Source organism: Mycobacterium liflandii (assembly GCF_022354805.1).
In the GTDB taxonomy this organism is placed as follows: Bacteria; Actinomycetota; Actinomycetes; order Mycobacteriales; family Mycobacteriaceae; genus Mycobacterium; species Mycobacterium marinum.
In genome coordinates this window covers 1,185,149-1,198,290 of record NZ_CP023138.1, presented here as the reverse complement: position 1 = coordinate 1,198,290, position 13,142 = coordinate 1,185,149, and the positions used below count along the sequence as shown (strand labels likewise).

Sequence of the window (13,142 nt, the reverse complement as noted above, 5' to 3'; positions counted from 1 at the left end):
CCTCCTTACCTTCATGTCCATTTTTTGTTGTCGTCCTGATTCTGGGCCCTATTCAGCTGGGGCGTCGGCGTTATCGGCGGTGTCGGGTCGCCCGGCTTCGCCGCTATCGGCCGGCTGCTGAGTGGATCCCGCTTCGGAGGTGTCGTCGGCAATCGTTTCGACGACCGCGACCAGCGCGTTTCGCAACACGTGCTCACCGAGCTGGTAACCCTGACGCATGACGGTGCCGATCACCGGTTTAGCGTCCTGCCCGCCGTCGCCCTCGTGTTGCACGGCCTCGTGGAGCACGGGGTCGAAGTCCTCGCCCTCGGCGCCAAACGACTTGAGCCCCAGCCCGGTCAACACACTCATCATCTTGTCGGCGACCGCCTTGAGCGGACCGGAATCCAGGTCCCCGTGTTTGCGCGCCCGTTCGATGTCGTCGACGGCATGCAGCAATTCGCTGACCACCGAGGCCTTGGCCCGATCCGCGGCGGCCTGCTGATCACGCAACGCCCGCTTGCGGTAGTTGGCGAAGTCAGCCTGCACGCGTTGCAGATCGGCGGTCAGCTCGGCGACTTTGGCGGCCGAACTGTCCGCGCCCGCCGGAGGCGTCCCTCCCGGCGTATCGCCGGGAGGGACGTGCCGGACTTCACCGGTCTCGGGATCGACCCGCCGCTTGTCGGTAACAGTTACCTGTTCCTGTGGATTGCCCTCGCTCACTTGGACTCCTGGTCGTCGTCGACCACCTCCGCGTCCACCACGTCGTCGGCGCCGGGCTCGGCACCGCCGGGTTGGCCGCCGGGTGCGCCTGCAGCCGCCGCGTCAGCCTGGGTGGCTTCGTAGATGGCCTGCCCCAGCGCCTGCGACTCCTGGCCGAGCTTCTCCATCGCCGACTTGATTGCGGCAATGTCGGTGCCGGCCAGCGCCGACTTGGCTTCCGCCACGGCTGCATCCACCTTGTTGAGCGTGTCCTCGGGAACCTTGGACCCGCCCTCGGCTTCGCGCTGTTCCTTGACGAACTTCTCCGTCTGGTAGACCAGCGTCTCGGCCTGGTTGCGGACGTCGGCTTCCTCGCGACGCTTGTGGTCCTCGGCGGCGTGCGCCTCAGCGTCCTTGATCATCCGGTCGATCTCGTCCTTGGACAGGCCCGAGCCTTCCTGGATTCGGATGGTGTTCTCTTTGCCGGTGCCCTTGTCCTTGGCCGTGACGTGCACGATGCCGTTGGCGTCGATGTCGAAGGTGACCTCGATCTGGGGCACACCGCGCGGGGCCGGCGGGATGCCGGTCAGCTCGAAGGACCCGAGCAGCTTGTTGTGCGCGGCGATCTCGCGTTCACCCTGATACACCTGGATCTGCACCGACGGCTGATTGTCGTCGGCGGTGGTGAAGGTCTCCGACCGCTTGGTCGGGATCGTGGTGTTGCGCTCGATCAGCTTGGTCATCACGCCACCCTTGGTCTCGATACCGAGCGACAACGGCGTGACGTCCAGCAGCAGAACGTCTTTCACCTCACCCTTGAGCACACCCGCCTGCAGCGCGGCGCCCACGGCAACCACCTCATCGGGGTTGACGCCCTTGTTGGGCTCCTTGCCGCCGGTGAGCTCCTTGACCAGTTCGGTGACCGCCGGCATACGGGTCGAGCCGCCGACGAGCACCACGTGGTCGATGTCGGACACCGAGATGCCGGTGTCGGCGATGACCGACTGGAACGGCTTGCGGGTGCGGTCCAGCAGGTCTTGCGTGATGCGCTGGAACTCGGCGCGGGTCAGCTGCTCGTCGAGGAACAGCGGGTTCTTGTCCGCGTCAACGGTGATGTAGGGCAGGTTGATCGAGGTGCTCTGCGAGCTCGAGAGCTCGATCTTGGCCTTCTCGGCGGCTTCCCGAAGCCGCTGCATGGCCATCTTGTCCTTGGCCAGGTCGATGCCGCTGGTGCCCTTGAACTTGTCGACGAGCCACTCGACAACGCGGTCGTCCCAGTCGTCGCCGCCCAGGTGGTTGTCACCCGAGGTGGCGCGCACCTCAACCACACCCTCGCCGATCTCCAGCAGGGAGACGTCGAAGGTGCCACCGCCGAGGTCGAAGACCAGGATGGTCTGTTCCTTCTCGCCCTTGTCCAGACCGTAGGCCAGCGCGGCCGCGGTCGGCTCGTTGACGATCCGCAGCACATTGAGGCCGGCGATCTGACCGGCATCCTTGGTGGCCTGACGCTGGGCGTCGTTGAAGTACGCCGGGACGGTGATCACCGCGTCGGCGATGTCCTCACCGAGGTAGGCCTCGGCGTCGCGCTTCAACTTCATCAGCACGCGGGCACTGATCTCCGGCGCGGTGTACTTCTTGTCATCGATCTCGATGGACCAGTCGCCACCCATGTGGCGCTTGACCGAGCGAATAGTCCGGTCGACGTTGGTCACCGCCTGGTTCTTGGCGGGCTGGCCGACCAGCACTTCACCGTTACGAGCGAACGCCACGACGGACGGAGTCGTCCTAGAGCCCTCGGAGTTGGCGACGACGACAGGGTCGCCACCTTCTAGAACCGCGACGACGGAGTTGGTGGTCCCGAGGTCGATACCGACCGCACGAGCCATAGTGATTCCTCCTGAGTAGGTAGATCTTGTTACTGCACTATGCTGAGTAAACCCCGCTCAAGCCTGCTCCGGCCGCAGCAAGGCTGTCAACCTCAAGGTTGAGTATGGTTCGCTCAACTTGTCGATCATGTTAACGCCGGTCCTTCGCGTCTTGTTCCCGGGGGTACGCACTCCCCCATCCGGCCCGCCGCAGCGCATGGTCGGAGTGAGCCCAGATGGCGAAATGTTCCGTACCGGTTAACGCTGGGCCATCAGCGCAATCGTGCGCTAGCCTGACACCCATCCGTTGCTTGGGGGTGTTCGCGTCGACGCGTTCCGGGAAGCCCTGACAGCAGGAGCTTGATGCCACCGCTAGACACCGCCGCGACCGCGAGACTCACCCGCGAAGACAGGGGCTATCACAAGTCCCTCAAGAACCGCCAGCTGCAGATGATCGCGCTCGGCGGGGCGATCGGGACCGGACTCTTCCTCGGCGCGGGCGGTCGGCTCGCATCCGCAGGACCCGGCTTGTTCCTGGTCTACGGGATCTGCGGCTTCTTCGTCTTCTTGATCCTGCGAGCCCTGGGCGAACTCGTCCTGCACCGCCCCTCGTCAGGATCTTTCGTGTCCTACGCCCGCGAATTCTTCGGCGAGAAGGTGGCCTTCGTCGCGGGCTGGATGTACTTCCTGAACTGGGCCATGACGGGGGTCGTGGACACCACCGCGATCGCCCACTACTGCCATTACTGGAAAGCGCTGCAATTCGTCCCGCAGTGGACATTGGCGCTGGTCGCGCTGGTGAGCGTGTTGTTGATGAACCTGATCTCGGTCAAGCTCTTCGGCGAGCTGGAATTCTGGGCAGCCCTGATCAAGGTGATAGCGCTGGTGATATTCCTGATCATCGGGTCAATCTTCCTAGCGGGAGGCTTCCACGTCGACGGTCAGGAAACCGGGCTAGGGCTGTGGCGTAGCCACGGCGGATTCTTGCCGACCGGCCTGGTGCCGCTGGTGCTGGTCACTTCTGGGGTGGTGTTCGCCTATGCCGCCATCGAATTGGTCGGTACCGCCGCCGGAGAGGCGGCCGAGCCCGAGAAGATCATGCCGCGTGCGATCAACTCGGTGGTGTTCCGCATCGGGCTTTTCTATATAGGGTCGACAGTTCTGCTGGCCCTGCTGCTGCCCTACACGGCTACCGCGAACACGTCAGCCCGTTCGTGACGTTCTTTTCCAAGGTCGGAATTGAGGGCGCGGGCAGCGTGATGAACATCGTCGTGCTCACCGCCGCTCTCTCGAGCCTGAACGCCGGCTTGTATTCGACGGGCCGGATCCTGCGATCGATGGCCATCAACGGCAGTGGCCCTAAATTCACCGCGCCGATGTCGAAGAATGGGGTGCCGTACGGCGGAATCCTGCTGACCGCCGGGATCGGCATGTTGGGCATCGTGCTCAACGCCGTCAAACCCAGTCAGGCCTTCGAGATCGTGCTGCACATCGCGGCGACGGGGGTGATCGCCGCCTGGGCCACCATCGTTGCCTGCCAGCTGCGCTTCCACCGGTTGACCATCAGCGGCGTGCTGCAGCGGCCGAGTTTCCGGATGCCGTTGTCCCCCTACAGCGGCTGGATCACGCTGGCTTTCCTGGCGAGCGTGCTGATTCTGATGCTGTTCGACGAGACCTACGGTCGCTGGATGCTGGCCGCCATCTTGGTGGGTGTCCCCGCGCTGGTCGGCGGTTGGTATCTGGTTCGAAACCGGGTAAAAGTGGCCGCCCGCGATACCCTCGAACCGGCCCAGCCGGAGAGTGGTCACACCGGTTTACCCATGTGATGCCCGCTGGGCTCCACCAGCCGGCACGTCCGTCGTGGCCACCGCCGGTAGACACGGGCATCCCCGCAACGCCGAAGCCGCGCCCACCGACGGCGCGGGGAATATTTGACCTTGGCAAGAACGCGAGCGCCCGCGGCGTCATCGGCTAACTGGCGACCTATCGTGATTTCGTCGACATGATCGACGGGAGATCGTTATGTCGTTTGTGGTTGCCACGCCGGAGATGTTGGTGGGGGCGGCGACGCAGATGGAGCGCATCGGCTCGGCGCTGGGCGCGGCCAATGTGGTGGCGGCGCCAGCGATCACGAGCGTGGTCGCCGCCGCCGAAGATGAGGTTTCGGCAGCCATTGCGTCGTTGTTCTCCGAGTGCGCCCAGGCTTACCGGGTGCTCAGCATCCATGCAGCGGAGTTTCATGGCTCGTTCGTGCAGGCCGTGAAGTGCACAGCGGAACGGTATCAAGCCGCTGAGGCCGAGTTCTACGCCCTGCTTGCGGCCCGGCAAGCCGAGCGCGCGTCCCTTCCGAGCCCGCAACCAGACCCCAATCACGCCAGCCCCGCCGGTGGCGGCGGCTAGCGCCCACGAACCAGGTCAGACGGGTCGGTCAATGTCGCTGCCGCTGGCCAGATCAAGACAGTCAACGTTTTCGACGTCTCGCCGGGCAGCCAGGTAGGCGGCCGCGCCATGGTCGCCGGTCATGCGGGCCAGTATCTCCGGCCAGTGACGGCGGGCGATAACGACGGGGTGGCCGGGGCGATCCCCGAAGTACGCCCGCGCCAGACCGCTACTTGATCCCAACGCACGACCAACAACTCGTGCTACTACCGCCGCATCGACATCGGGTGTATCGATCACGTGCAATACGGCGTAATCGGCCTTCATCCGGTCGGCCTGCACCAAGCCGGCGCGAACCGACGCACTCAGGCCCTGCTGCCAATCCGGGGCGGTGACGGCGGTGACGCCCGAGGGAACGGCCGCCGGGGCCGCGCCCAGCACCACCACCACATCGGCACAACCGCCGCCGCGCAGCGCGGCCACCGCGGTCTCCAGCCAACCCTCAACCAGAACTTTCGGCTTCCCGTAGCGCCGGCCGGCCCCCGCGGCCAGCAACACCGCTACGACGCGGGTCAGCTCGCACATCGCCGGCGACTGTCAACTCCGATCACCACCACACCGCCCATGATGTCATCGCGCCCCCAACCTGCGGCGGCACGCGCAATGGCGACTATCGACTACGGTAACACCACTCTCCTATGATGACATTGAGCTTCTCATTGGGCGACAATCGGACGGAGCGGCATGACCCAGGACATGCAAGAGGCCCCCGCACCCCGGTACGCGGGGACCCGCGTACCGCGCGTTGAAGACGGCCGGCTGCTGACCGGTCACGGCAGCTTCGTCGACGACATCTCGCGGCCCGGCATGCTGCACGCCTGCTTCGTCCGCAGCCCCTTCGCCCACGCCCGGATCAACGGCATCGACACCACCGCGGAACTGGCTCTACCCGGCGTGCACGCGGTATTCACCGCGGCCGACCTCAACGCGGACGTCAAGGAGGCCTGGCACGCCGTCGCGGGCAGGGATGTTGCGGACACACCCCGACCGCCGCTGGCCGAGCGGGACGCGAAATTCGTCGGGGACCCGGTTGCTCTGGTCGTCGCCGAGAGCCGCTATGTCGCCGAGGATGCGATCGAGCTCGACGACATCGACTACGAACCGCTGCCCGCGATCACCGATTTCACCCGAGCCCAATCGTCGGATGTACTGGTGCACGAGAGCTACCCCGACAATGTCGCGGGTGGCCTGGCCGGGGCGCCACCCGACGAGCAGACCTTCGCCACATCGCCGTGCGTCGTGACCGAGAACATCTACCAACAGATGTACGCGCCGGTCCCGATCGAGACCCGCGGGCTGGTCGCCGAATGGGCGCGCGCCTCCGAAGAACTCACCCTCTGGGCTTCCACCCAGACGCCCCATGAGCTCCGGGCATTCTGCGCACGCCTGTTAGGCATTGCCGCACAACGGGTTCGAGTCATCATGCGCGATACCGGCGGCGGCTTTGGCCAGAAGGTCGTCCCGATGCGCGAGGACATGTGCATCATGCTGGCGGCCCGCAAGGTACCCGGGGCGCTGAAGTGGATCGAGGATCGGCGCGAAAACCTGATGTCGGCCGGGCAAGCCCGCCACGTTGACGGCACCGCACGGATGGCCTTCGACAGCGACGGCAACATCCAGGCGGCCGATGTCGACTTCATCATGGACATCGGCGCGTATCCGACGCCGTATCCGGTGTTGACCACGGCCGCCATCGGAATGTTCTTCCCTGGGCCATACCGGATACCCAAAGCCAGCTTCAGCTACAAGACGGTCTTCTCCAACACCAGCGGGTTGGCCGCTTACCGAGGTCCCTGGCAATACGAAACGCTGGCGCGCGAGATCCTTCTCGACATCGCGGCCCGCAAGATGGGTATCGATCCGATCGAACTGCGCCGGCGCAACCTGCTGCGGCGCGAAGAAATGCCCTACGTCAACCCCAACGGCATGCCCTACGACCACGTCGCCCCGATCGAGACGTTCGAACAGGCCGTGAAAATCCTTGATTACGAAGGCTTTCGTCGCGAACAGCGAGAGGCGCTGGCACACGGCCGATACCTCGGTCTCGGGCTTTCGGCCTACATCGAGCCAACCGGCGCCGCCACCGGCCATCTGGCCACCGAAGGGGCCACAATTCGCATGGAACCGACCGGCAAGGTCAACGTCTACGTCAACGGCGGGTCAAGCGGAAACAGCCTGGAAACCACCGTCATTCAGTTGACCGCCGACGCGCTCGGCGCCGATATCGACGACGTGGCCACGATCCAGGGCGATACCGCGATCACGCCCTACGGCGCCGGGACCCAAGGCTCCCGTAGCGGCCCGATGACCGCCGGAGCCGTCAACGAGGCGGGAAAGATCCTGCGCGAGAAAATCGTGGCGCTGGCCGCGCACCACCTCGAGGTGGCCGAATCCGAAGTGGAGTTGGCGCATTCGAAAGCAGCGGTGCGCGGCGATCCGGCAAGGCAGGTGACCTTTGGCGAGCTGGCCTATACCGCCTACTACTCGCCGCAGCAGTTGCCGTCAGCGATGTCGACCGAGTTGGAGGGGACCGCTCGGTTCAAGTCGCCCAATCCCATTCACTGGGCCAACGCAACACACGCCTGCACCTGCGAAGTCGATACCCAGACAGGCAAAGTCACGTTGCTGCGCTACGTGGTCAGCGAAGACGTGGGACCGATGATCAACCCCGCGGTGGTAGAGGGGCAGATCGCCGGCGGCACGGTGCAGGGCATCGGTGGCGCGTTGATGGAAAACCTCGCCTACGACGACGGAAACCCCCTGGCTACCAAGTTTGTCGACTACCTGCTGCCGACCGCCACCGAGGTCCCACCGATCGAGTACGGCCACGTCGAAATACCCGGCCCGGGGCCGGGCGGCTACAAGGGCGCCGGCGAAGGCGGGGCGATCGGTTCCGCGCCTGCGGTCATCAACGCCATCAACGACGCCCTGGCACCGTTGGGGGTGACCGTCACCCGGTTGCCGGCCAGCCCCGCATCGGTGGCCTCGCTGCTGGCCGGAGCGTCCCGATGAAGCCGGCGTCGTTCGACTATCACCGCCCCGATACAGCCGAGGAAGCCGTGGGCCTCCTGGCCGAATTGGGTGAGGACGCCAAGATTCTGCCTGGCGGGCAGAGCCTGGTGCCAATGCTGTCGATGCGCCTGGCCTTCTTCGACCATCTCATCGACATTTCCCGGTTAGGGGAACTGCAGGGAATCCAGCTCCGCGACGATCAACTGTGGATCGGCGCGGGGACTCCAGACAGCAAGGTGGTGACCAATTCCCAAGTGCACCAGTCGATTCCGCTACTAGCCCGGGCAACCCCCTACATCGGGCACTTTCAGATCCGCAACCGAGGCACGTTGGGTGGTTCGATCGCGCATGCCGATGCCGCGGGCGAATACCCGACGGTGGCGCTCACCCTCGATGCGGTCATGGAGGTGCTGTCACCGCGCGGACACCGCGAGATCCCCGCAGCGGAGTTCTTCACCGGGCTCTGGGAGACCGCGATGGAGCCCGATGAGGTGCTCACCGGGGTCCGCTTTCCCACCTGGACGGGCAAGTCCGGCTTCGCGATGCGGGAATTCTCGCGCCGGCACGGCGACTTTGCGATCGCCGGCGCGGCGGTCGCCGTCCAACTCGACGACGAGCACCGGGTATCGCGCTGCGCGATAGGGCTACTCGGCCTGGGCCCTACCCCTCGGCGGGCGACGGCGGCGGAGGCGGCCGTTCTCGGCAAGCCGATCGACGAGCTGGTACCCGAGCAGATCGGCCAGAGCGCCATGTCCGGCCTGGATGACATTGCGTCCGATCTGCAGGGGTCAGCGTCCTACCGCGCCCAGGTGGGTGCGGTCATGACGGCCCGCGCCTGGTCGCGGGCCGTCCAGGAAGCGAACGCGGAGACCGCCCATGCATGAACGATCAGTCCAGTTGTCAGTCAACAGCAGTCGCGTTGCCGCCAGGGTCGAACCGCGGATGACATTGGCCGACTTTCTACGGGAGAAGTGCGGACTCACCGGTACCCATCTGGGCTGCGAGCACGGGGCGTGCGGCGCCTGCACGGTGTTGGTGGGAGGCGATGCCGTGCGCTCGTGCCTGCTGTTCGCGGTGCAGGCGGACGGGGCCGACGTGACGACGGTGGAGGGCATCGCGTCAGCTGACGGCGAGCTCTCGCCGGTGCAGTCGGCTTTGCGGGAGTGCCATGGACTTCAGTGCGGCTTTTGCACCCCTGGTTTCGTCGTGTCGATAACCGCGCTGTTGCGCGACAATCCCGATCCCACCGACGAGCAGATACGTGAAGGCCTGTCCGGGAATTTCTGTCGTTGCACCGGCTACCAGGGCATTGTCGCGGCTACCCGACGGGCCTCGGAGCTGATGTCGCAATGATGGGCTGGTCCCAAGGTGCGTCACTGCGGTGACTTGCGTTCGCTCGTGCGTAATCTGAATTCTGATATCTGGATTTCTCGGGGAGTAACGCGTGCGTTTACCGCAAAAAACACGGTGGGGCCTGCTGGCCCTGTCGGCTGCTGCTGTGCTGGCCGCCGGGTGCGACGCCACCATCGACGGCAAGCCGATCGCTACTCCGGGAGCGGGGCCAACCGAGCCGTCTTTTCCGACGCGCCGACCAACGACGTCGCCGCCGACCAGCACGTCACCCAGCCAGCCCACGTCGCCGGCCAGCCCGACCTCGCCCGCCGGCGCCATCCCGTTGCCGCCCGACGACAACGGTTATGTCTTCATCGAGACCAAATCCGGCCAGACACGCTGCCAGATCAACCACGACAGCGTGGGCTGCGAAGCGCCGTTCACCAATTCCCCTATCAAGGACGGGGAGCACGCCAACGGTGTGCACATCACCTCGGCCGGCAACGTGCAGTGGGTGCTGGGCAACCTCGGCGCGATCCCGACCGTCACCATCGACTACAAGACCTATGACGCGCAAGGCTGGATCATCACCGCCACCACCGACGGCACCCGCTTCCAGAACAACGGCACCGGGCACGGCATGTTCGTCAGCATCGACAAGGTAGAGACGTTCTGACCTGACTGGCGCCGCGGCGTCAGTACCATCGGTTCCGTGGCACGCTACGGCCCACCTGACGACTTCCACAGCCAACCGACCCAATACGGCGGCTACCCAGCGGGCGGAAGGCCGCCGGCCGGTGCCCCACCGTCGCGGCCGGCCGGCCCGCAGTCCGGGCCACCCCCGCAGGCCCCGCCGGGCCCCGATTCACCCAATCCGTCCGAGCAGTTCGCATCCGCTGAGGGCTACGACCAGGAGAAGCCGGAGGCCGAGCCCAAGCCGTGGTATCGCAATCCGGTGACGCTGACCGGCTGGGCACTGCTGGTCATGATCCCGATCGCGCTGATCGTCTACGGCATCATCGAGCTGATCAGCGACCGGCAGGGCACCGGCAACCCGAGCACGACGACGCCTTCCACCACCACGTCGACCACCACCGCCGAGACGGCCACCACAACCCCGCCGACCACCACGACGACGACGGTCGCGCCGGCCACTACCCCCGGGTCCAGCCGCCACCCCAACAACCCACGCATCCCCCGACGCATCGCTTCCCGCATCTGCCGCCGCTGCCGTCTGTGATCACCATCCCGGGAGTGCCGACGACGATCACCCTGCCGCCCCACCTGCCCTAGCCGTCAATGCCCAGGCCGACCGGCTAGAGACGCAATTGAGCTACCGTCCGGTAACGAACCGCGTTGCTGCGGGGTCGGGCTGACCGCAGCGGCTACCATCAGCGGCCGTGGCAAGGCACGATCCGCCGGACTACGGCGCCGGTGATCCAACCGCGTACGGCAACTACGGCTACGGCGACCAAGGTGGCGGCTACGGCCAACAGCCACCGCCCGAACCCACCCCGGGGTGGCGCAAGCCCCTGGCGTTGGCGGGTTGGGGCGTGTTGATCGCGGTCCTGATCGGGCTGATCATTTTCGGCATCATCCAGCTTGCCCATGGTCGCCCCACCCCCGCGTCGGTAACCAAGACGGTGACCGCCACCATGACCACCACGACGCCGACCACCACCACGGCGCCGACCAAGACGACCACCACAACCACCACCACGACGACAACCACCACGACCACCACAACCACCACAACCACCACCACGACGACAACCACCACCACGACGCCGACCACCACCACGACGACCACGACAAACCCGATGTCCCCCGGAGCGATGCCAACTTTCCCTTCGCAGCTCACGCCGTCGATACCCACCGTGATCAATTTGCCGCCGGGCCTGTGAGCCGATTTCGCCGCATCGGCGGCGGTTATGGTGGGGAACGGCCAGCGGCCAGCGATCGCTGGCAAAGACAAGGGACACAGGGGTGTGGGATATGAGCGAGTCGCTCGGGCTGTCGATCGGGGTGGCCAACCTGGTCGCTACCCGGGCAGGCGGCGCCCCGCTGCGACGTGCATCGGTGTTGCATCTATTTCAGCACCAAGCGGCCGAAGTCGGTCTGCCAGAGGAAAACCCCGGTCTCGCCGGCGCTGGCCTAGTGCTACGGGGATTCGTCGAACGAGTTGGGGACCAGTCGCCGCTGATCGCGGCCGACGGCACCAAATACCTCGGCGAGGCGCTGGCCGTGCAAGCCCTGAGCGCGTTGGCGCGCACGGTCGGCTACGGTTCGCCGGTCACAATCGCCGCACCCGCGTATTGGTCGGGGGCTCAACTTGGCGCGTTGCGCGGGGCGTTGCTGACCGAGCCGGCCTTGGCGCCCAACGGTGTTGCTGCGGCGGTGGTCTCGGATGCGGCGGCCGCACTGGCAGCGCTGCGGCCCACACCGGGATTCCCGGCCAGCGGCGTGGTGGCGCTGTGCGATTTCGGCGCCGGCGGCACCAGCGTAACGCTGGCCCAAGTTGGTTCGAGTCTTCAGCAGATCGGCCCGACCCTCCGGTACCGGGAGTTCTCCGGCGACGAGATCGACCAACTCATCTTGAGTCATCTCCTGACGGTCACCCCCGGTATCGACAGCGCCGAGGTTTCCGGTACGGCGACCAGCATGGGGTCGGTCACGCTTCTGCTCGGCGGGTGCCGGTTCGCCAAAGAACACCTGTCGGCGGCGCCGGTGGCCACCATCGCAACGGGTGCGGCGGGGCAGCCGGGTGCCGATATCAGGTTTTCCCGCAACGAGCTTGAACAGCTCATCACCCAACCCCTGGACCGATTCATCGGCTCGGTCGAAGACATGCTGCAGCGCAGCGGAGTGCCACGGCCCAGCCTGGCCGCGGTGGCGGCCGTGGGCGGAGGCGCTGCCATCCCGCTGATCGGCAACCGGCTGTCGGAACGCCTGCAGGTACCCGTATTCACCACGGCACAACCGATATTCAGCGCGGCCATCGGCGCGGCGATGCTCGGCCAAGATCAATCGTCGGCCGGTGCTCCCACCGGCGCCGGGCCCGCGGTCGACATGCCAACCAACATTGTCGGCGCCGCCGGCACGATCGGCGCCATGACCGAGGTCTCGCCCACAGCGTGGGCGAACCAGGCCGGCAGTGCGGCGGCCTCCGAATCCGCATCTGACAACGCCAAATCGGCGACATATCGAGCCCTCGCCTGGTCCCAGGACGCGGACACCGGCAACGAACCGGTGCCCTACACCGGCCCCGACGCCACCGGCGAATACGGCCGGGAGCCAGCCACCGACTACGCGCCCCGCTGCGACTACCCCGATCAGGACCGCTACGCCGAAGCCGCCCCCTTGCCGTGGTACAAACGCGCGGCGGTGGTGTTCAGCCTGGCCGCGGCCGGGCTAGCCATCTTGGTCGCGGTGGTGTTGGGGCTGACGCTGGGCACGTCCAACAACAAGCCGGTCAACACCACGGTTCCGGCGCCCCCACCGGAACCCATCACGACGACGATCTTGGGGCCCAACAGCAGCCCCACCGTGACCGTGATAACCCCGACGCCGCCCTCCACGACCACCACATCGCCGTCGGCGACCACCACGACTACCCAGCCCACCACTACGACAACGACCACGACCACGACGACGACCACGACCACGCCCCCGACCACCACGACCACCCAGCCGACCACCACCCGAACCACGACCACGCAGCCAACGACCACCGCCCCGCCGACCACCACCCAACAACCGTCGACGACGACGGCCGCGCCCATCACGCCGACCACCGGGGCGCCAGGGGCCTAG

The 13,142-nt window shown here is 66.2% G+C and carries 10 protein-coding genes and 2 pseudogenes; 8 read left to right on the top strand and 4 right to left on the bottom strand.

Going from position 1 to position 13,142, the window contains the following annotated elements; genetic code table 11:
• Positions 1 to 48: 48 nt before the first annotated feature.
• Together grpE and dnaK are read right to left on the bottom strand one after the other, a co-directional pair.
• Entirely contained in the window at positions 49 to 702 is a 654-nt protein-coding gene (gene grpE / locus CKW46_RS05450; protein ID WP_012392597.1) for a nucleotide exchange factor GrpE, read from the bottom strand.
• Positions 699 to 2,567, bottom strand: coding sequence for a molecular chaperone DnaK (gene dnaK / locus CKW46_RS05445; protein ID WP_482052936.1), 1,869 nt, complete (start codon positions 2,565 to 2,567; stop codon positions 699 to 701). Before dnaK ends, grpE begins: the two co-directional genes overlap by 4 nt.
• A gap of 342 nt (positions 2,568 to 2,909) precedes the next feature.
• Here dnaK and CKW46_RS05440 point away from each other — a divergent pair.
• A pseudogene (locus CKW46_RS05440) lies at positions 2,910 to 4,372 on the top strand (amino acid permease).
• 196 nt (positions 4,373 to 4,568) lie between these two features.
• Positions 4,569 to 4,946 carry a PE family protein gene (locus CKW46_RS05435; RefSeq protein ID WP_117435799.1) on the top strand — a complete coding sequence of 126 codons (378 nt, stop codon included), beginning with the start codon at positions 4,569 to 4,571 and terminating at the stop codon, positions 4,944 to 4,946.
• Positions 4,947 to 4,961: 15 nt separating this feature from the next.
• On the opposite strand, the gene CKW46_RS05430 is transcribed toward CKW46_RS05435, so the two are convergent.
• Complete coding sequence (locus tag CKW46_RS05430; protein ID WP_015354336.1) at positions 4,962 to 5,510, bottom strand: nucleotidyltransferase family protein; 549 nt, start codon at positions 5,508 to 5,510, stop codon at positions 4,962 to 4,964.
• A 159-nt stretch (positions 5,511 to 5,669) separates the two neighbouring features.
• On the opposite strand from CKW46_RS05430, the gene CKW46_RS05425 reads away from it, so the two are divergent.
• The 5 genes and pseudogenes from CKW46_RS05425 to CKW46_RS05405 all read left to right on the top strand — a co-directional run bounded on the left by CKW46_RS05425 (position 5,670) and on the right by CKW46_RS05405 (position 10,622).
• A complete protein-coding gene (locus CKW46_RS05425; protein ID WP_015354335.1) occupies positions 5,670 to 7,997 on the top strand; it encodes a xanthine dehydrogenase family protein molybdopterin-binding subunit in 2,328 nt (775 codons plus the stop codon).
• Complete coding sequence (locus CKW46_RS05420; protein WP_015354334.1) at positions 7,994 to 8,881, top strand: FAD binding domain-containing protein; 888 nt, start codon at positions 7,994 to 7,996, stop codon at positions 8,879 to 8,881. Before CKW46_RS05425 ends, CKW46_RS05420 begins: the two co-directional genes overlap by 4 nt.
• Complete coding sequence (locus CKW46_RS05415; RefSeq protein WP_117435803.1) at positions 8,874 to 9,350, top strand: (2Fe-2S)-binding protein; 477 nt, start codon at positions 8,874 to 8,876, stop codon at positions 9,348 to 9,350. Before CKW46_RS05420 ends, CKW46_RS05415 begins: the two co-directional genes overlap by 8 nt.
• Before the next feature lie 91 nt (positions 9,351 to 9,441).
• The gene (locus CKW46_RS05410; protein ID WP_011738891.1) at positions 9,442 to 10,005 is read left to right on the top strand and encodes a hypothetical protein; all 564 of its coding nucleotides are present in this window, start codon (positions 9,442 to 9,444) and stop codon (positions 10,003 to 10,005) included.
• Positions 10,006 to 10,041: 36 nt separating this feature from the next.
• Positions 10,042 to 10,622: pseudogene (locus tag CKW46_RS05405) on the top strand (hypothetical protein).
• Between the two features lie 190 nt (positions 10,623 to 10,812).
• Here the strand turns inward: CKW46_RS05405 and CKW46_RS05400 are convergent.
• On the bottom strand, positions 10,813 to 11,205 hold the full coding sequence (locus CKW46_RS05400) for a hypothetical protein (protein WP_499018891.1): 393 nt from the start codon (positions 11,203 to 11,205) through the stop codon (positions 10,813 to 10,815).
• A 119-nt stretch (positions 11,206 to 11,324) separates the two neighbouring features.
• Here CKW46_RS05400 and CKW46_RS05395 point away from each other — a divergent pair, with 119 nt between their 5' ends.
• Positions 11,325 to 13,142 carry an Hsp70 family protein gene (locus CKW46_RS05395; protein WP_482052933.1) on the top strand — a complete coding sequence of 606 codons (1,818 nt, stop codon included), beginning with the start codon at positions 11,325 to 11,327 and terminating at the stop codon, positions 13,140 to 13,142.